Source organism: Stenotrophomonas sp. STEN083 (genome assembly GCF_056759195.1).
In genome coordinates, this window is sequence record NZ_JBRRCU010000021.1 from 38,984 (window position 1) to 57,864 (window position 18,881).

16 protein-coding genes and 1 tRNA gene are annotated in these 18,881 nt (G+C 63.6%); 7 read left to right on the plus strand and 10 right to left on the minus strand.

The annotated features are described in order from the left end of the window. Positions 1-24 precede the first annotated feature (24 nt). On the plus strand, positions 25-2,814 hold the full coding sequence (locus tag ACVOK8_RS08715) for a TonB-dependent receptor plug domain-containing protein (RefSeq protein WP_481566458.1): 2,790 nt from the start codon (positions 25-27) through the stop codon (positions 2,812-2,814). A gap of 651 nt (positions 2,815-3,465) precedes the next feature. On the opposite strand, the gene ychF is transcribed toward ACVOK8_RS08715, so the two are convergent. The 8 genes from ychF to ACVOK8_RS08755 form a co-directional block, all read right to left on the minus strand. Beyond that, positions 3,466-4,557: a redox-regulated ATPase YchF gene (gene ychF / locus ACVOK8_RS08720; RefSeq protein WP_481513051.1), complete on the minus strand. Its 1,092-nt coding sequence runs from the start codon at positions 4,555-4,557 to the stop codon at positions 3,466-3,468. 84 nt (positions 4,558-4,641) lie between these two features. Continuing rightward, on the minus strand, positions 4,642-5,220 hold the full coding sequence (pth, locus tag ACVOK8_RS08725; protein WP_481566459.1) for an aminoacyl-tRNA hydrolase: 579 nt from the start codon (positions 5,218-5,220) through the stop codon (positions 4,642-4,644). Between the two features lie 53 nt (positions 5,221-5,273). Continuing rightward, positions 5,274-5,876 (minus strand): 50S ribosomal protein L25/general stress protein Ctc, encoded by a 603-nt coding sequence (locus ACVOK8_RS08730; protein ID WP_481566460.1) that lies wholly within the window; start codon positions 5,874-5,876, stop codon positions 5,274-5,276. A gap of 105 nt (positions 5,877-5,981) precedes the next feature. Beyond that, positions 5,982-6,941 (minus strand): ribose-phosphate diphosphokinase, encoded by a 960-nt coding sequence (locus tag ACVOK8_RS08735; protein WP_346498821.1) that lies wholly within the window; start codon positions 6,939-6,941, stop codon positions 5,982-5,984. A gap of 108 nt (positions 6,942-7,049) precedes the next feature. Further along, positions 7,050-7,126 (minus strand) — tRNA-Gln (locus ACVOK8_RS08740). Between the two features lie 3 nt (positions 7,127-7,129). Beyond that, a complete protein-coding gene (gene ispE / locus ACVOK8_RS08745) occupies positions 7,130-8,008 on the minus strand; it encodes a 4-(cytidine 5'-diphospho)-2-C-methyl-D-erythritol kinase (RefSeq protein WP_481566461.1) in 879 nt (292 codons plus the stop codon). Further along, positions 8,005-8,664: a lipoprotein insertase outer membrane protein LolB gene (lolB, locus tag ACVOK8_RS08750; RefSeq protein ID WP_481566462.1), complete on the minus strand. Its 660-nt coding sequence runs from the start codon at positions 8,662-8,664 to the stop codon at positions 8,005-8,007. The genes ispE and lolB overlap by 4 nt, the downstream gene beginning before the upstream one ends. Next, on the minus strand, positions 8,661-10,343 hold the full coding sequence (locus ACVOK8_RS08755; protein ID WP_481566463.1) for a tetratricopeptide repeat protein: 1,683 nt from the start codon (positions 10,341-10,343) through the stop codon (positions 8,661-8,663). The genes lolB and ACVOK8_RS08755 overlap by 4 nt, the downstream gene beginning before the upstream one ends. Positions 10,344-10,410: 67 nt before the next feature. On the opposite strand from ACVOK8_RS08755, the gene hemA reads away from it, so the two are divergent. The 4 genes from hemA (at position 10,411) to ppk2 (ending at position 15,512) form a co-directional block, all read left to right on the plus strand. Further along, positions 10,411-11,694, plus strand: coding sequence for a glutamyl-tRNA reductase (gene hemA, locus ACVOK8_RS08760; RefSeq protein WP_481566464.1), 1,284 nt, complete (start codon positions 10,411-10,413; stop codon positions 11,692-11,694). After that, positions 11,672-12,757 carry a peptide chain release factor 1 gene (gene prfA / locus ACVOK8_RS08765; RefSeq protein ID WP_481566471.1) on the plus strand — a complete coding sequence of 362 codons (1,086 nt, stop codon included), beginning with the start codon at positions 11,672-11,674 and terminating at the stop codon, positions 12,755-12,757. Before hemA ends, prfA begins: the two co-directional genes overlap by 23 nt. A gap of 212 nt (positions 12,758-12,969) precedes the next feature. Further along, the gene (locus ACVOK8_RS08770) at positions 12,970-14,673 is read left to right on the plus strand and encodes an O-linked N-acetylglucosamine transferase, SPINDLY family protein (RefSeq protein WP_481566465.1); all 1,704 of its coding nucleotides are present in this window, start codon (positions 12,970-12,972) and stop codon (positions 14,671-14,673) included. Between the two features lie 41 nt (positions 14,674-14,714). Beyond that, a complete protein-coding gene (ppk2, locus tag ACVOK8_RS08775) occupies positions 14,715-15,512 on the plus strand; it encodes a polyphosphate kinase 2 (RefSeq protein WP_481566466.1) in 798 nt (265 codons plus the stop codon). Between the two features lie 419 nt (positions 15,513-15,931). Here the strand turns inward: ppk2 and ACVOK8_RS08780 are convergent, their stop codons facing one another. Both ACVOK8_RS08780 and ACVOK8_RS08785 read right to left on the minus strand, forming a co-directional pair. Beyond that, positions 15,932-16,495, minus strand: coding sequence for a TlpA family protein disulfide reductase (locus ACVOK8_RS08780; protein ID WP_481566467.1), 564 nt, complete (start codon positions 16,493-16,495; stop codon positions 15,932-15,934). Further along, on the minus strand, positions 16,492-17,766 hold the full coding sequence (locus ACVOK8_RS08785) for a YihY family inner membrane protein (protein WP_481566468.1): 1,275 nt from the start codon (positions 17,764-17,766) through the stop codon (positions 16,492-16,494). Before ACVOK8_RS08785 ends, ACVOK8_RS08780 begins: the two co-directional genes overlap by 4 nt. A 78-nt stretch (positions 17,767-17,844) precedes the next feature. Here ACVOK8_RS08785 and wrbA point away from each other — a divergent pair, with 78 nt between their 5' ends. Continuing rightward, entirely contained in the window at positions 17,845-18,438 is a 594-nt protein-coding gene (gene wrbA / locus ACVOK8_RS08790; protein ID WP_481566469.1) for an NAD(P)H:quinone oxidoreductase, read from the plus strand. Next, on the plus strand, positions 18,435-18,779 hold the full coding sequence (locus ACVOK8_RS08795; protein WP_481566470.1) for a DUF2069 domain-containing protein: 345 nt from the start codon (positions 18,435-18,437) through the stop codon (positions 18,777-18,779). Before wrbA ends, ACVOK8_RS08795 begins: the two co-directional genes overlap by 4 nt. Positions 18,780-18,881: the final 102 nt, after the last annotated feature.

Sequence of the window (18,881 nt, forward strand, 5' to 3'; positions counted from 1 at the left end):
CACTTTTCATCAGAGAGCTGATTCATGCGTAAGCACGCAATGGTGTGTTCAATCCAACTGGCCCTGCTGTCGATGGCCGCCCCCGCCCTGGCGCAGACCGCCGCCCAAGGCCAACCGCAACAGCTCGACACGGTGCAGGTCACCGGCTCGCGCATCCCGCGCGCCCAGGTCGAAGGCCCGGCGCCGGTCACCGTAGTGACCGCAGAACAGATCAAGTCCGCTGGCTTCACCTCGGTTCCGGACGTATTGCGCTCCTTGAGCCAGAACAGCGGCAGCACGCAGGGACAGCAGAACACCACTGGCGCTCAGTCCACCCCTGGCGCGCAGGCAGTTGATCTGCGCGGCCTGGGCCCGAACCACACCCTGGTACTGGTAAACGGTCGGCGCATCGCCGACTTCCCGCTGCCGCTCAATGGCCGCAGCAACTTCACCGATGTCGGCAACATCCCGCTAGGCATGATCGACCGGATTGAAGTGCTGACCGGTAGCGCCTCGGCGGTGTACGGCTCGGACGCGATGGCCGGCGTCATCAACTTCATCCTCAAGAAGTCCACCGATGGCACCACCTTCGACTACCGCTTTGGCGACACCAGCCGCGGCGGTGGCTCATCGCAGAATTTGACGATCACCACCGGCTTTGAGCAGGACAAGTTCAGCGGCATCGTCGGCGTTGAGCTCATCAACAAGCGCCCGCTGTGGGGCACCGACCGTAGCGTGCAGGATTCAACCTTGGATTCACCTGCTGCGGAACGCCAACTGCCGCGCCTGATCGCGCAGCTGCAGAACTGGGACGACGATGAAAACATCGCCCCGGCCGACAATTGCGCGGCGATGGCCGGCCTCAACGGCGGCACCACCGTGCTCGCCGAGAACGATTACGGCCCGTATTGCGGCAGCGAACGCGCCATTGCCTATCGCACCATCCAGAACGAGCGCAAAGGCTTCAATGCCTATGGCTCGTTCGAGTATCGGTTCAACGATGCGCTGTCGTGGTTTGCCGATGTCCAGCTTGGCCAGCAGAAGGTCAAGCTGCTTACCGGCACCAATGGCAATGATGTCGCCAGCGACCACATGGGCTGGGAGTTCCATGACCCGAACTCGGAAGGCAACTACCGCAACAAGATCTTCTACAACGCCACTACCGAGCGTTATGAGAACTGGGCACGCCAGTTCACCCCGGAGGAAATGGGCGGCCTGCGCAACCGCATGAACACCACCACCCAGAAGACGTTTGCGGTAACTACCGGCCTGAAGGGCATGTTCGCCGAGGAATGGAACTGGGAAGCCGCCTACAACCACTCCCAGTACAAGGCGGATGTAAAGATGCCGCGTATCAAGGCAGCCGCAGCCAATCGCCTGTTCCTGGGCGAACTGCAGGGCTATGACGATGACGGCATCGCGATCTACACCCCGGATCCGGCACGCCTGTTCACGCCACTGACCCAGGCCGAGTTTGCCTCGATCGCGGCAATGTCCACGTTCCGCCCGGAAGCCAAGAACGACAACCTCAGCTTCACCGTCGATACCGCCTCGCTGTTCTCGCTGCCTGCAGGTGACGTCGGCTTCGCTGGCGCTGTGGAGTACGGCGAGCAGTCCTACAAGATCAACCCCGATCCGCTTGCCCTCACCGAAGACGCCTATTACGGCCCGCGCTATGGCGATGGCAGCGGTGACCGTGATCATTGGAGCGCTGCCGGCGAACTGCGCCTGCCAATCGCCTCCAGCCTGCAGGCAAGCGTTGCCGGCCGCTATGACCGCTATAGCTACGGCAACAAGAGCCCGGGCAAGTTCACCTACAGTGCCGGCCTGGAATGGCGTCCGCTGGATACCTTGCTGCTGCGCAGTTCCTACGGAACCGGCTTCCGCGCACCTGACATGCACTACCTGTTTGCGGGGAACGACTACTACCGCACCCGCCTCGCCACCGACTACTTCCAGTGCCGCACTGCCGAGCCCGGTGTCACCGATGGCTACTGTTATGACGACGGCGGCTATGACGGCAGCACGTTCGACGTCTACAGCGGCAACATGAACCTGGATGAGGAAACCAGCAAGTCGTTCTCCGCTGGCTTTGTCTGGTCGCCGGTGGCCAACTTCGACCTGGCGGTGGATTACTACAAGATCCAGATCGAGAACCAGGTGCAGACGCAGGACCGCGAGCTTCTGCGCATCACCGAAGCCAACTGCCGCCTGGGCAGCACTGACAGTGGCGCAGCCGTCGACATCAACTCGCCTACCTGCGTGGACGCGTTGGCACGCGTGATCCGTGACGGTGACGGCAACATCACCAGCGTGCATTTCGGCCCGATCAACATCGCCAACGAGGAAACCTCGGGCATCGACGTGGCTGCCAACTACCGTCTGCAGACTGCGAACGCAGGCAATTTCAGCTTCACCGGCCAGTACAACTGGACCCATCGCCACACCCGCCAGCAGTTCCCTGGCGACCCCAAGGAAGACATGCTCGATGTCAGCTTCAGCGCCACCACGCTGCCGCGGGTGAAGTCGAACCTGGGCGTGAGCTGGGACAAGGGTGCCTGGGGCGCCAGCCTGTTCGGCAGCTATCTGGGCCGGGTTGCCAACTACGACAACGATGCATGGACCGAGGCCACCTGGCGCTTCAACGCCGGCGCCCGCTACGACATCACCGATCACCTGCGGGTGTCGCTGTCGGTCAACAACCTGTTCGACAAGATGCCGCCGAAGGACCCGACCTGGTCGAACTACCCGTACTACGACACCTCGTGGTTCGACAGCATGGGCCGCAGCTACTACTTGCAGCTCACCTGGAAGCTGGGCGGCAAGGCGCTGTAAGGCCTGGTTCCATGCATTGCCAACAAGGCCCGCCATTGGCGGGCCTTGTTGTTTGTGCGGCCCTCGGTGCTACCGCTGACCGACATTCCGGAGGCTACACAATGGGCTCTTCTCCACAGCTACTGTGTGCAATGGATGGAGAAGACTGTGGACAACTGCGTGCAGGCCTTGCGCTGCAATGCTTTCAGAATGATGGTCAAATTTTAGCCAATGCACTACAACGAAAGCATGCGGCTTTTTTGTAGGAGCGGCGAAAGCCGCGAAGCTCATGCACCATCAGGTTGCGTAGATGCCCTGAGCTTCACCATGCAAGCTTCGCGGCTTACGCCGCTCCTACAAAAGCAGCTGCCACACCCGTCTTGTGGGAGCGGCGTGAGCCGCGAAACACGTACATCATCAGGTTGCGTAGATGCTCGGAGCTTCAGCTGTGCCAGCCTCGCGGCTGACGTCGCTCCTACAAGCAAGCGTCTTGCACTGGAATTTCTCCACAACCGCTGTGTGCAATGAATGGAGAAGGCTGTGGACAACTGCGCGCAGGCCTTGCACTGCAATGCTTTCAAAATAGTGATCAAATTTTGACCACACAACAAACCCCGGATACAACAAGGCCCCGCAATGCGGGGCCTTGTTGGTACTGCAACATCCAAAGGATCAGACGTTGAAGCGGAAATGCAGCACGTCGCCTTCCTTGACGATGTAGTCCTTGCCTTCCAGACGCAGGCGGCCGGCTTCCTTGGCGCCCTGCTCACCCTTGAGGTTGATGAAATCCTCGTAGCTGATGGTTTCCGCACGGATGAAGCCACGCTCGAAGTCGGTGTGGATCACGCCAGCGGCCTGCGGCGCGGTCGAACCAGCACGCAGCTGCCATGCGCGGACTTCCTTCACACCTGCGGTGAAATAGGTCTGCAGGCCCAGCAGCTTGTAGCCGGCACGGATCACGCGGTTCAAGCCCGGCTCTTCCAGACCCAGGTCCTTGAGGAACTCGTCGCGGTCGGCGTCGTCCAGCTGCGCCATTTCTTCTTCGATGGCAGCACACACCGGCACCACTTCGGCACCTTCGGCTTCGGCGCGGGCACGCACCACGTCCAGCAGCGGATTGTTCTCGAAACCGTCTTCAGCGACGTTGGCGATATACATCAGCGGCTTCAGCGTGATCAGGAACATGTCACGGATCAGCGCCTTCTCATCGGCATCAAGGCCGGCGGCACGCGCCGACTTGCCCTGATCCAGTGCCGAAGCCAGCTTTTCCAGCACCGGCTTGCGGGCCAGTGCTTCCTTGTCGTTGGCCTTGGCCGCACGCGTAGCGCGATCCAGTGCCTTCAACACCGATTCCAGATCGGCCAGCGCCAGCTCGGTATCGATGGTTTCGATATCGGCGATCGGGTCGACCTTGTTGGCCACGTGGATGACGTTGCCGTCTTCGAAGCAGCGCACGACGTGGGCGATGGCATCGGTCTCGCGGATATGAGCCAGGAACTTGTTGCCCAGGCCTTCACCCTTGGACGCACCAGCGACCAGACCGGCGATGTCGACGAACTCCATCGTGGTCGGGATCACCCGCTCCGGCTTGACGATGGCAGCCAGCGCATCAAGGCGCGGATCCGGCACCGGCACCACGCCGGTGTTCGGCTCGATCGTGCAGAACGGGAAGTTGGCCGCAGCGATACCCGCCTTGGTCAGCGCATTGAACAGGGTCGACTTGCCGACATTGGGCAGACCGACGATGCCGCATTTGATACCCATGCTTGAACTCCCGTGAATGGAAAATCGGGAATGGAGAAGCGGAAGGGCCTGTTGCCGTTCCATTCCCCATTCCCCATTTTTCGCTCACTTGGTGGTGTGCAACCGCTTCATTGCTTCGCTGAAATCGCCGGCTACCGCCAACGGCATCACGTCGATGGCCGCATCGATGGCCTGTGCCATCAGTATGGCGTCGTCTGGCGACGGACGGCCCAGCACCCAACCCACCACGCGGTCCTTGTGACCGGGATGGCCGATGCCAAGACGCAGACGGTGGAACTTGCCATGACCGAGCAGACGGATGGTGTCACGCAGGCCATTCTGGCCACCATGACCGCCGTCGAACTTGAGCCGGGCCAGGCCGGGCGGCATGTCCAGTTCGTCGTGGGCAAGCAGGGTTTCTTCCGGCTCGATCTTCCAGAACCGCTGCGCGGCGGTGACCGATTTGCCAGACAGGTTCATGTAGGTCGCCGGCTTCAACAGCCATACCGGCTGTCCGGCAATCTCGACCTTGGCGACTTCGCCGAACAATTTGCTTTCCAACGCCCAGCGCGCGCCCTGCCGCTCTGCCAGGGCCTCAACGAAATGAAACCCAGCGTTATGCCGGGTTCGGGCGTGTTCGGGTCCGGGGTTGCCGAGACCAACGATCAATCGCAAGCCAGTCATCTGTCAGATACACCTGCTGCGCCCGCTCCGGAGAGCGGGCGCAACATAGCCGATTACTCGGCTGCTGCTTCTTCTGCAGCGGCGGTCTTGGCGATGACAACTGCGTCGTCATGGCCCTTGCCCAGCTTCAGTGCCGGGATTTCAACGCCAGCCGGCAGCTTCAGACCCGACAGGTAGATGATGTCGCCAGCCTTCAGCTCGCCCAGGTCGACTTCGATCGACTCCGGCAGATCCTTCGGCAAGCAGGCAATCGCCACTTCCTTCAGTTCGTGGGTGACCAGCACGTCGGCAGCCTTGCCAGCCGGCGAGGTGTCTTCGTTGATGAAGGTCAGCGGCACCGAAGCGTGCAGCACTTCATTTTCGTTCACGCGCTGGAAATCCAGGTGCATGACCAGCTGCTTGTACGGGTGACGCTGCATGTCACGCAGCAGCACCTTGTGGATGGTGCCGTCGAGGTTCAGGTCGATGATCGACGAGTAGAACCAATCGTTGAACTGGGCCAGCCAGATTTCGTTGTGGTTGAACTGGACCTTCACCGGCTCCTTGTCACCACCGTAAACGATACCCGGGACCACGCCTTCGTGACGCAGGCGGCGGCTCGCACCCTGACCTTGCACGTCACGACGGGCGACTTTGATTTCGTGGGAATTTGCCATTGTTGACTACTCTAGGTTGTTGCATCGCCTCGCGGCGTTGCGTAAAGACTCTTCCGCGACCAGAAGAGCCCGTGATGATCCCCGGCAAGCCGGGGACCGGATGCATCAATCCACGTACATCGAGCTGACCGACTCACCGAAGGCGATGCGGCGCATCGTCTCGGCCAGCATTTCGGCCACGCTGATCTGGCGGATCTTGGGACAGACGCGGGCCACTTCGGAAAGCGGAATCGTGTCGGTCACCACCAGCTCGTCGAGCTGGGAGTTGTTCAAATTGTCCACCGCCGGGCCCGAGAGCACGGCATGGGTGCAGTAGGCGGCGACCTTGAGTGCACCGCGCGCCTTGAGGGCAGCAGCGGCAGCACACAGGGTGCCGGCGGTGTCGACGATGTCGTCGACCATCACGCAGGTCTTGCCTTCAACGTCACCGATGATGTTCATCACGGTGGCAACGTTGGCACGCGGGCGGCGCTTGTCGATGATGGCCAGGTCGGCATCATCCAGGCGCTTTGCCACGGCGCGGGCGCGTACCACGCCACCTACGTCCGGGCTGACCACGATCAGGTTGTCGGTGCCGTAGACGCGCCAGATGTCGGCCAGCAATAGCGGCGACGCATAGACGTTATCGACCGGCATGTCGAAGAAACCCTGAATCTGATCGGCGTGCAGGTCGACCGTGAGGATCTGGTCGGTGTGCACGGCCGAGAACATCTTTGCAGCAACCTTTGCGGTGATCGGCACGCGCGAGGAACGCATGCGGCGATCCTGGCGGGCGTAACCGAAGTACGGCACCACCGCGGTGACGGAAGCGGCGCTCGCGCGCTTGAGCGCGTCGATGATCACCAGCAGTTCCATCAGGTTTTCGGCACTTGGAGCGCCGGTGGACTGAACCACGAAAACGTCCTGCTTACGCACGTTCTCCTGGATCTCGACCTGCACCTCACCATCGGAAAACTTGGAAACCAGTGCCTTGCCCGGTCTTACCCCGAGTTCCTTGCAGATGCTCTGCGCAAGGTGTTTATTGGCATTGCCGGAAAAGACCAGCAGGTTCGGGGAATCTTGCATGACAGCTCTCTCGGGCGGGGGCGAGTAGCAAATGGAAACGTGTTTACTGCAGTGATGGCGCGGGTGTGGCAGGCGCACATCCATTGCGCTTACAGCGTTGGGAGTGTGTGGCAGGGGCGGTAGGATTCGAACCTACGAATGCCAGGATCAAAACCTGGTGCCTTGGGCCTCTTGGCGACGCCCCTGCATCAAACAATTCCCGTCGTTTCCAGCGCATCAAGCAGTGGCGAGCGATCAACACCCGCAGCTACCCAAGCTCGCAGTTGCGACGGCAACTCCGCCAAGGCCTGCTCTGCAGCAGCGCGCGTAGCGAACTCGACGAAACAACCGCTTCCCGACCCCGTGAGTCGTGCCCGACCAATACCTGACAAGACCTGGAACGTCGCCTCGATGGCAGGTTCCCGGCGCCGTAGTACCGGCTCGAACGCATTTCCGAGGACGGTCCCGGAAGCGAAGTCCGCTATTTTCACGGGCTTGGCATCCCGCGTCAAATGCTGTGAACGAAAAAGTTCAGCCGTGGGCACATGAACACCCGGATCCACCAGCAAATACCACGCTTCCGGCAATTCTATCGGAGTCAGCAATTCGCCCACACCTTCGGCCCAGGCGCTGCGCCCGCGCACGAATACCGGTACGTCAGCACCTAGACCAACACCAAGCGCGGCCAGCGCGTCCTCGTTCAGCCCGGTGCCCCACAGTGCGTTCAGCGCCACCAGCACGGTTGCCGCATCGGAAGAGCCACCACCAAAGCCGCCACCGGCCGGAATCCGCTTTTCGACCCGGATATCGACACCTTTGCCGCAATTGGACACATTTTTCAGCGCAATAGCCGCACGAACCACCAGGTCATCGGCCTCGGCAACGCCTGCCACAGACGGGCCATCGCGGCGCACGTGACCGTCTTCACGCAGGCGCAAACCGATGCGGTCACCCCAATCCAGCAGCCGGAACACGGTCTGCAGCACGTGGTAGCCGTCAGCACGACGGCCGGTGATGTGTAGAAACAGGTTCAGCTTGGCTGGAGCCGGCCAGTACGACCAGCCCGCAGCGTCAACAACGGCAGTCATGGTGCGTCCGTACCCCATTCATCCACAATCAGACGAACCTTGGCATCGCCATTGACCGCCTCGATCCGCCGCGGCAGCGACGGACGCCCGGCGTCGGCCGGATACCAGTCCAGATAATCCACCTGCCAGCCCTGCTGGCGCAGCACCCGCGGCCGACCTTCGGCATCGAAACCGAGGTGCTCGGAGCTGGCACCGGCGCTAGGCAGGCCTCGCACCCACTGCGCCAGCTGGGCGACCGGAATTTCCCAGCCGGTGGCCTGCAACAGCAGCTGGCCGGCGTCATCAGCCGTGCGCGGGCCGCCTTCCAGCCCTTCCAGGCGCACCACCTGCCCCGGCTCGCCGCCACTGAGCTGCCAGCTCTGGCGGGTAACCGGCGCAGCCAGACTGACCTGATAGGCCTGCCCCTGCTGCAGCCAGTCGATCCGTCCGTTGCCGCCGTTGCGCCCCTTGCTGATCGCCACCCGGCCCTGGAATGACCAGTTCGGTTGCGCCTGCAAGGCAGCCTGCCGTTGCTGCTCCGCCGCCTGTGCCTGCGCGGACACCTGCGCCACTTCAGCCGCTACCGGCGCCGCCTGGCGCTTGGGCACCGAACCACAGGCCGCGAGCGTACCTACCACCAGCAGCGCCAACGGCGCCCGCCACATCATTACGTTCATACACCCAACTTTTCGATCGCACGCTGCAGCGCGCGGTTGTCCGGATCCAGCTTGCGGGCCTCGTCGAAGAAACGTTTGGCTTCGTCCTTCTGCCCCAGCACCCACAGCACTTCGCCTACGTGTGCAGCGATCTCCGGGTCCTTGTTCAAGGTCCAGGCACGGCGCAGATGCACCAGCGCCTCGTCGTTGCGACCCAGTCGATACAGCACCCAACCGTAGCTGTCGACGATGGCGGCATTGTCCGGCTCGGCCACGCGCGCACGGTCAATCAGCTCCAATGCCTCCTGGTAGCGCTGGGTGCGGTCGGCCAGGGTGTAGCCCAGCGCGTTCAGCGCCGCCACATTCTCGGGCTCGGCGACCAGCACCTTGCGCAGGTCAGCCTCGGCGCGCGGCACGTTGTCATTGCGCTCCCAGGCCAGCGCGCGGGCGTACAACAAGGCACTGTCATCAGGGAACGCAGCCAAGCCACGCGCCAACACATCGAACTCGGCCTTGGTCTGGCCATCACGCAGCTGCAGCTCGGATTCGAGCAGATAGGCGTCGCGGCGCACATCGTCGTCCAGTGAGGCATCGGCCTGCACCGCCTGCACCTCCTTGGCAGCGCGCGCCTTGTCCCCCATCAGGTGCAGCGCATTGACCGCACGCAGCTGCGCCTCACCGCGATGCTCGCCACCGGGCACGCCGTGATACCAATCCACGGCTTCCTGGTAGCGCTTCAGGTATTCGGCGATCTTGCCCAGCAGCAAGCGCTGGTCTGGATCGGGCTTGCTGGCCTTGGCCGCGATGTCCTGGTACAGCGCCAACAGCCCGGCATCGTCTTTCTGTTTGGCCAGCAGCGAGGCACGCATGCCCCAGCTCTGCAGGTTCTGCTCACCTACCGACAGCACATGCTCGGCGGCCGCGGTTTCACCCAGCGTGTCATAGGCGATGGCCAGCGCACCGCGCAGCTCGTCGTCCTTCTCCGCCTTGGACTCGATGCCCTTGAGCAGGGCCAGCGCCTCGTCCTTCTTGCCGGCCTGATTGAGCTGGGAAGCATGCAGCAGCGCCACCCGCGGCTCATCCGGGAAGCGCCGCACCACCTCGCCCACCATCCGCCGCGAAAGCTCCGGGCTCTCCATGCGCAGGGCCAGCCGGCCAAACTCCTGCCAGGCCTCCAGATCATTGGGGATCGCATTGGCATCCACCAGCATGCCCAGTACCTGTGCCGGCACCGCCGGGTCACGGCCACCGGTAGCCAGCGCCAGCAGCGCATAGCGCCAAGCGCGTGGCTCAGGTGAACGCAACACCGCCAACAATTCCTTGCGGGCCAGCTTGGCATCGCCATTACGCATGGCCAGCGCGCCGCGGGTGCCACGCACCGCTACCGAGCCGGGGTCGCGTTGCGCCCACAGCGTCAGCGCCTGTTCGGCGCGTTCAGCGTCATCGGCCAGCATGGCGATGCGGGTGGCGCGTTCAGCCAGGCCCACGTCGCCCTTGGCCTCCTGCGCTGCCTGCAGGTACCAGCGGGCGGCATCCGGCAGCTTGCCGGCCTGCAACGAAAATTCACCGGCCAGCACTGGGGTCAGCGGCAGGCCTTCAGCCGCCAACGGCGCCCGAATTGGCGCAGCTGGGGCCGCCAGCACCGGAAAAACCGGCAGGGAAAGCAACAGAACGGTGCATATGCGATTGAATACGGGCATCTGGCGCAACCGGGCCGTAAAATGGCGGCCTTCAACAGCCAGCAGCTTATCGCAAGCAACTGAACAGATGACCCTGTGGGTGCTCGGACTGAATCACCAGACTGCGCCGGTAGAACTGCGCGAACGCGCTGCCTTTGGCGGAGACGCCTTGCCGCGCGCGATGGATTCATTGCGGCAGACCCCGCAACTGGCCGAGGCGGTACTGCTGTCCACCTGCAACCGCACCGAGTTGTATGCCGTTGCCGAGGACAGCAAGGCCCTGAGCCATTGGCTGGAACACCACGCAGGCAGCCTGCAGGGCTATCTCTACCAGCACAGCGATGGTGAGGCCGTGCGCCACCTGTTCCGGGTCGCCACCGGCCTGGACTCGATGGTGCTGGGCGAGCCGCAGATCCTGGGCCAGGTAAAAGATGCCTGGGCACTGGCCCACGACAGCGGCGCAATCGGGCAACAATTGGACCGGTTGTTCCAGCAGACCTTCTCCGTGGCCAAGCGTGCCCGCACCGACACCCGCGTCGGCGCCAATCCAATCTCGGTGGCTTCCACCGCGGTACGGCTGGCGCAGGACTCGTTTGCGCGCATGGATGAATCCACCGTGCTGCTGGTCGGTGCCGGCGAAACCATGGAGCTGGTCGCCAAGCACCTCAGCGATGCCAAGGTGAAGCGGCTACTGATCGCCAACCGCACGCTGGCCAAAGCGCAGGACCTTGCCAGCCGCCACGGCGGCGTGGCACTGCCCTTGACCGAACTGGAGCGCCATCTGGGCGAAGCCGACGTGGTGTTCTCGGCCACCGCCGCGCGCGAGCCGGTGATCCTGCATCACCAGGTCGCCAATGCGCTGCGCCTGCGTCGACACAAGCCGATGTTGTTGTTCGACCTGGCCGTACCGCGCGATATCGAAGCCGAGGTTGGCACGCTGGCCGACGCCTACCTGTACACCGTGGATGACCTGGAACGGGCGGTGGAAGAAAACCGCCGCGGCCGCCGCGAAGCCGCCGCCGAGGCTGAATCCATCATCGACCTGCAGGTAACCCGCTACCTGGAAAACCTGCGCGCCGCTCGCCTGCAGGCCCCCATCCGGCAGCTACGCGCCTTCGGCGAAGCTACCCGCGCCGAATTGCTGGCCAAAGCCCGGCAACAGCTGGCCCATGGCAAACTGCCTGACGAAGTATTGGAGCAGCTGGCGCACGGCTTGACCAACCGCCTGCTGCATCCGCCCACCGCCGCCCTGCGCCAAGCCGCGCAGGATGGCGATACCGACCTTACCCGCGCCGCCGAGCGCCTGTTCCCGGCCACTCCCGGGTATCACCACCCCGCTGCGAGGAATGATGACGCCGACCCTGCGCCGTAAGCTGCTGGCACTGGCCGAGCGCCGAGAAGAACTGGAACGCCTGCTTTCCGACCCCGACGTGGTCGCCGACAACGAGCGCTTCCGCAATTTCTCCCGTGAGTTCTCGCAACTGGAACCCATCGCCACCGCGCTGGCCAACGAAGCCCGCGCGCTCGATGACCTGGCCTCGGCCGAAGCCATGCGCGCCGATCCGGAGCTGCGCGAGCTGGCCGAGGAAGAAATCAGCACCGCACAGGCACGCCTGCAGGCGCTGGACGAGGAACTGGCACTGCTGCTGGTGCCGCGTGATCCGCGCGACGAAGGCAATCTCTTCTTGGAAGTGCGCGCCGGCACCGGCGGCGACGAAGCAGCGATCTTCGCCGGCGACCTGTTCCGCATGTACGCCCGCTATGCCGAGCGCCAGGGCTGGAAGGTGGAAATCGAATCCGACAATCCCGGCGAGCACGGCGGCTACAAGGAAATCGTGGCGCGCGTGGTTGGCCGTGGCGCCTATTCCAAGCTGAAGTTCGAATCCGGCACCCACCGTGTGCAGCGCGTGCCAGCCACCGAATCGCAGGGCCGCATCCACACCTCGGCAGCGACGGTGGCGATCATCCCCGAAGCCGACGACGTCGAAGACGTGGTGATCAACCCGGCTGACCTGCGGGTGGACACCTACCGCTCCTCCGGCGCCGGTGGCCAGCACGTCAACAAGACCGAGTCGGCGATCCGCATCACCCACATTCCCAGTGGCGTGGTGGTGGAATGCCAGACCGAGCGCAGCCAGCACGCCAACCGCGACAAGGCGATGAAACGCCTGAAAGCGCAGCTGATGGATGCCGAGCGCAGCAAGCAGGCCGCAGCGCAGGCCGAGTCGCGCCGCCTGCAGGTAGGCAGCGGCGACCGCAGCCAGCGCATCCGCACCTACAGCTTCCCGCAGGGCCGCATCACCGACCACCGCGTCGAAGGCCTGACCCTGTACGACCTGCCCAACATCATCGAAGGCGGCCTGGATGACCTGATCGCACGCCTGCAGCACGAACACCAAGTGGATGAGCTGGCGCGCTTGGCTGAAGGGACGTAATACGCCCCCTCCCTTGCGCGCAGCACAGGCTTTGCTCCCTCCCTTATGCGCAGCATAGGGGAGGGCTGGGGAGGGGTAGCTTTGGCTTTGGCTTTGGCTTTGGCTGCGGCCTCTGGATTTGGCCTTAATCACCAGCCCAGAGCAAAATCAAAAACCACCCCTCCCCAACCCTCCCCTGCGCTCTGCGCAAGGGAGGGAGCAAAAGCCAGCCCATGACCAACGAACGCGACCAACTCCGCCATGCCGTCACCCGCCAGCCCGGTGACTTCATCGCTTGGGTGATGCTGGCCGACGCGGAGCTTGGCTCAGGCGATGTACGCGCAGGTGAGGCCGCTGCATCCAGAGCGTTGCAGCTGCGTCCACAACACCCTGAAGCCCTCGCACGACTCGGTCGCGCCCGCTGGATGCAGGGCAGGCATGACGAAGCGGCCGCACTGCTGCAGCGCGCCTGCCAACTTGCTCCGCAACATCCCGGCATGGCCTTGTGGCTGGGTCATGTGTTGGAAGATGCCAACCAACCCGAAGCCGCCGCCGATGCCTATCGACGCGCGCATGCCTTGGCGCCGGATGAGCCATACATGGCCGCACAGCGCCTGAACTGGCAGCGCCGGCTCTGCGATTGGCGTGATATCGATGCCCTCTCTCAACAGGTGCGCCGCGCAGTCGCGCACGGCAATCCCGCCGTTGAGCCCTTCGCCTTTCTCAGCGAAGAGGCCAGCGCCGCCGAACAGCTTGCCTGCGCGCGGCAACGCGCCAGCGTGCTGGCGCAAGCCATTCCGCGCCTGCCGGCAACGCAGGTCTGTGCCCAGGGCGTGCTACGCGTGGGTTTCCTTTCCAACGGCTTTGGCGCGCATCCGACCGGCCTACTGACGGTCGCCTTGTTCGAGCAGTTGCGCGCGCAGCCGCAGCTGCAGGTGCATCTGTTCGCACTGAATAGCGACGACGGCAGTGGTATCCGCCAACGCCTGCAGACCGCCGCCGCGCAACTGCACGACGTCAGTGGCCAAGCACATGTAGCGATTGCGCAGCGTATCCGCGCCGCTGGCATCGACCTGTTGTTCGATCTGCGCGGTTGGGGTGGTGGCGGCACGCCCGAAGTACTGGCCATGCGCCCGGCACCGCTGCAGTTGAACTGGTTGGCCTACCCCGGCACTTCCGGTGCGCCATGGATTGACTACATAGTCGCCGATGCCTTCGTACTGCCGCCCGCCTTGGAATCAGGCTTCAGCGAAAAGGTGCTGCGCCTGCCGCACGCCTTCCAGCCCTCGGACAACACGCGTCTTGTTCAGTCACCACCGTCACGCAGCGATTGCGGCCTGCCGGAAACCGGCGTGGTGTTCTGTTGCTTCAACAACAGCTACAAGCTCAACCCACGCAGCGTCGAGCGCCTGTTGCAGGTGCTGCTTGGCGTGCCCGGCAGCGTGCTGTGGTTGCTGTCCGGGCCGGGCAAGGCCGACCAGCGCCTGCAGCAAGTCGCCCGCCAACGCGGCTTGGATCCGGAGCGACTGGTGTTCATGCGCAAGGCGCCACATCCGCAGTACCTGGCCCGCTACCAGCATGCCGATCTGTTCCTGGATACACACCCCTACAACGCCCACACCACCGCCTCCGACGCGCTTTGGGCTGGCTGCCCGGTGTTGACTGCGCCCGGAAATACGTTTGCCGCCCGGGTAGCGGGCAGCCTCAACCATCACCTGGGCCTGGACGACATGAACGTCGCCGATGACCAGGCCTTCATCGCCAAGGCAATTGCGCTGGGCAACGATGCAGCCGCCCTGCTGACCATGCGCCAGCGGCTGGCCGAGGCCCGCGAGCGCAGCAGTCTGTTCGACATGGCTGGCTTCGCCAACGACCTGGCCCAGCTGCTGCAACAACTGGCCAGCGCCCACGGCTGGCGTGGCGCAGACATTGGCTGACATGCGATTGGGTTAGGCTCGGCACTCCACAAGGAGTGACCATGGGCAAGCTCAAGCGCAAACAGTACGAAGCGTTGCTGGAACCGATGCAGCTGGAACTGGCCAACATGGCGCGCTGGGCCCAGCACTGCGGGCAGCGCGTGCTGGTGCTGTTCGAAGGCCGCGACACCGCCGGCAAGGGCGGCGTCATCCAGGACATCGCCAAACACGTCAATCCGCGTCAGTGCCGGGTGGTTGCATTGCCCAAGCCCAACGAGCGCGAAGACAGCCAGTGGTACTTCCAGCGCCATATCGCGCACCTCCCAGCTGCTGGTGAGATCGTGCTGATGGACCGCAGCTGGTACAACCGCGCCGGCGTGGAGAAAGTGATGGGTTACTGCACCGATGCGCAGTACAAGGCCTTCCTCAAGCAGGCCCCGGCATTTGAAAAGCTGCTGGTGGACGATGGCATTCTGTTGTTCAAGTACTGGCTGTGCGTGGACCAGGAACAGCAGGAAAAGCGCTTTGCCGAGCGCCGCGATGATCCGCTCAAGGGCTGGAAGCTTTCACCGATCGATCTGAAATCGCGGCAGGAATACAACGCTTACACCCAGGCCCGCGAAGCCATGCTGGAAGCCACCCACACCGCACAGGCACCGTGGACGCTGGTGGATTTCAACGACCAGAAGCGTGGTCGTTTGACGGTGATACGCGACCTATTGGATCGCCTGCCGGATACCCACGTCGACGAACCGGTGGTCGAACTACCACCGCTGCCGGGCAAGCCGAAGAAAGAAAAGTTCGGCGTAGTGAAGCCGATTGCGCTGTTTGCGGTGGATGAAGAAGCAGTCAAGCCATAACGCGCCTCCGGCCCCTGTAGTGCCGAGCCATGCTCGGCAGAAGCTTTCCCGGCAATACCTCAAAAGGCTGCCCTCACCCCAACCCCTCTCCCGCAAACGGGAGAGGGGCTTGTAGTGCCGAGCCATGCTCGGCAGGGGCATTCCCAGCCATGCCGCAGGAGTTGTAAGTGCGGCGTAAGCCGCGAAGCTAACATTGCGCGGAGAGCTGAAAAGCTACCCCTCCCCAACCCTCCCCTTCGCTACGCGAAAGGGAGGGAGTAGCAGCGGCACCGCGGCCATCTGACAGATGCCGAGAACAGCCCCCTCCCTTTCGCGCAGCGAAGGGGAGGGTTGGGGAGGGGTGCTCTTGGCTCTAGAGCTTTTCGCTCCCGCCTCGAAGCTCCACCCCAAACAACCACCATCACCTCAACCGAGCATCCTCAAACCGCCTTACCACCAGCAGCCACAATCGCCTGCTCGATCTCCTGCGCATTCACCGGTCCCAGAAACTGCCTGGCAACCTTTCCATCGGGAGCAATCAAGTAAGTCATCGGCAAGCCACGTGGCGTGGCGAAATCCTTGGGCGGGCTGAAGGTGTCGATGATGGCGATCGGATACGCCACCGGATGCTCCTTCAAGAACGCCTGCATCTCGTCCAGCTCGATGTCCTCATACGCCAGGCCAACCACTTCCACATTGCTGCGCATGGCATGCAGTGCCGACAACTCCGGCATTTCCTGCAGACAGGGCGCACACCAGGTAGCCCAGAAATTCACCACCACCCACTGTCCACGGTGAGTGGCCAGATCATAGGCTTTGCCATCGACGGTCTGCACCTGCAACTGCGGTATTTCTACCGTCTGCTGCACCACGGCGGGCTGCGTCGCCTCCGGCGCGGACGATGCCTCCGGTGCAGGAGCCGGTGCAGCCACCGGCGCCTGGGCCGGCTTGCATGCAGCCAGGGCCAGCGCCAGCAGCGCGACCGGAACAAACTTCTTGATCATCGACTCTCTCCGCGCTCTACATAGATGTCATCCACACGGCGCTTGAGCAGTTCGCGCAACGGCAGACGTAGTTGATCCAGGGCATTGCAGGCCGCTTGCCCGAGGCTGTCCTCGCGCATTGGAAGGTATTCCTCGGCGGCCGGAATACGCAGCTGCGAGCTTTCATACAGTTCATGCAGGCTGATGCTGTCCAGATCGCGGGCCAACAGCCATTCACCACGCTCATCACGGCGCAGCACGCCAATAACCTCCATCTGCTCCAGCAACTGCTGCAACAGTGAATCAGTGAGCATGGGCTCCAGCAGCAACAGCTGGTCTTCATCCAACCCCTGCCCGCGCTGGCGCGCCTCGCGGAAGCGTCCCAACAGACGCAGCAAACCATAAAGCTCGCAGCCCTGTGGCAATCGCATTGCCGCTGGTTGATAGCGGAAGGCGGCGATCGACGAGGCGAGTGACGCGCCCAGCAATACCGACACCCAGCTCAGGTATATCCACAGCAACAGGATCGGCACGAAGGCTACCGTGCCATAGAGCTTCTGGTAGGACTGGAAGCTGCCCAGATACAGACCCATGCCCCACTTCACCAGCTCCAGCATCAGCACCGCGAGCAGCGCGCCGGGAATGGCGTGGCGCCACTTCACGGTGTGGTGTGGCACTACCCGGTAGATCAGCACCACACAGACGAACTCGATCAGTACCGGCGCCAGCCGCAGACCGAGATCGGCCAGCCAGCGACCTTCGGTGGTACCGAATAGAGGCAGCGACAACACCTTTGCAGATACCGCCAGCGAGGCGGCGGCCAGCAAAGCGCCCAGGGTCAGCACCGTCCAATAGACCAGGAAACGGGTCAGCTGCGGCCGCGCCGAGGCCACCCGCCAGATCCGGTTGAAGGTCTGTTCGACACTGTTGAGGGTGATCAGCAATGACACCACCAGGGCCAGGAAGCCAGCGGCGGTGAGCTGCCCGGCGCTGGCCGAGAACTGCTTCAGATAGCCTTCGGCCGCACGTGCCGCCGAGGGTACGAAATTGGAGAACACGTAGTCGCTGAGCGCCTCGCTCCAACGATCGAACATCGGGAACGCCGACAGTACCCCAAACACCACGATCGCCAGCGGCACCAGTGCGAACACCGTGGTGTAGGCCAACGAGCCCGCGGCCTGGAACAGGCGGTCGTCGAGGAAGCGCTTCCACAGGAAGCGCCCGAAGCTGACGTTGCGCGCCCGGTCACGCAGGCGCTCCATCCATAGGTTGAGTGAATCCAAAGGTTCCATTCGGCAAGGGTACCCGATGCAAAGCGCGGCCCGCATCGTTGATACTGCCGGTTCCTGTAAGAGTGAGTGAATGCTGCGATGGCGGAAATTCTGGTGCTTTACTACAGCCGTGGCGGCTCGGTGGCCCGGCTGGCGCGGCAGATCGCCCGCGGTATCGGCGAGGTGCCGGGCATGAGCGCCCGCCTGCGCACCGTACCTCCGGTCGCCGCTGTTACCCAGACCAGCGCCCCGCCTGTGCCCGAAGACGGCGCCCCCTATGTGGAAATTGCCGACCTGGCCGAGTGCGATGGCATCGTGCTGGGTAGCCCTACCCGTTTCGGCAATATGGCCGCGCCGGTCAAGCATTTCCTCGATGGCCTGGGTGCGGAATGGGTCAACGGCACCCTGGCCGGCAAGCCGGCGGCGGTATTCACCTCCACCGCCTCGATGCATGGCGGCCAGGAATCGACCCTGCTGTCCATGCACCTGCCGCTACTGCATCACGGCTGCCTGATCGTCGGCATCCCCTTCACTGAGCCGGCGCTGAGCCACACCACCAGCGGCGGCACGCCGTATGGCGCCAGCCATGTGGCTGGCAGCCAGGATGATCCGCAGCCCACCGACGATGAAGCGGTGTTGGCACGGTCATTGGGCCGACGGGTCGCTGATATCGCCCGGCGCCTGGCGCAATGAGCGGCCGCAGCCGCGATCTGATCCTGGCCTTGGCATTAGCGTTGTTGGCCGGTCTGTATGCGTGGTGGTTCCGCGCTGATCGCCACCTGCTGGCGGTGGCCTTGGTGTTCGTGGCGCCGCCGGTCCTGTTGCTGCTGGGCGTACTGGCACAGCGCGCGGTCGCGCGCTTCTGGGCGGGGGTATTGGCGCTGTTCTGGTTCAGTCACGGCGTGATGAGTGCCTGGAGCCACCGCGATACCGCCCTGTATGCGTGGATCGAGATCGTCCTGGCGCTGCTGATCGTGGCTCTGGTCAGCGTACCCGGCATGCGCGCGCGCTTTGCGGCCAAGAAAGCCCGATAACCCCAGCCAGCCCGGCAGGGGCGTTCCCGGCAATCCAGTTTGTGGGAGCGGGGGGGGGGCGGGCCCCGGCCGCGCCGCCGGCGCGAGCGCGCGGCCGGCGAC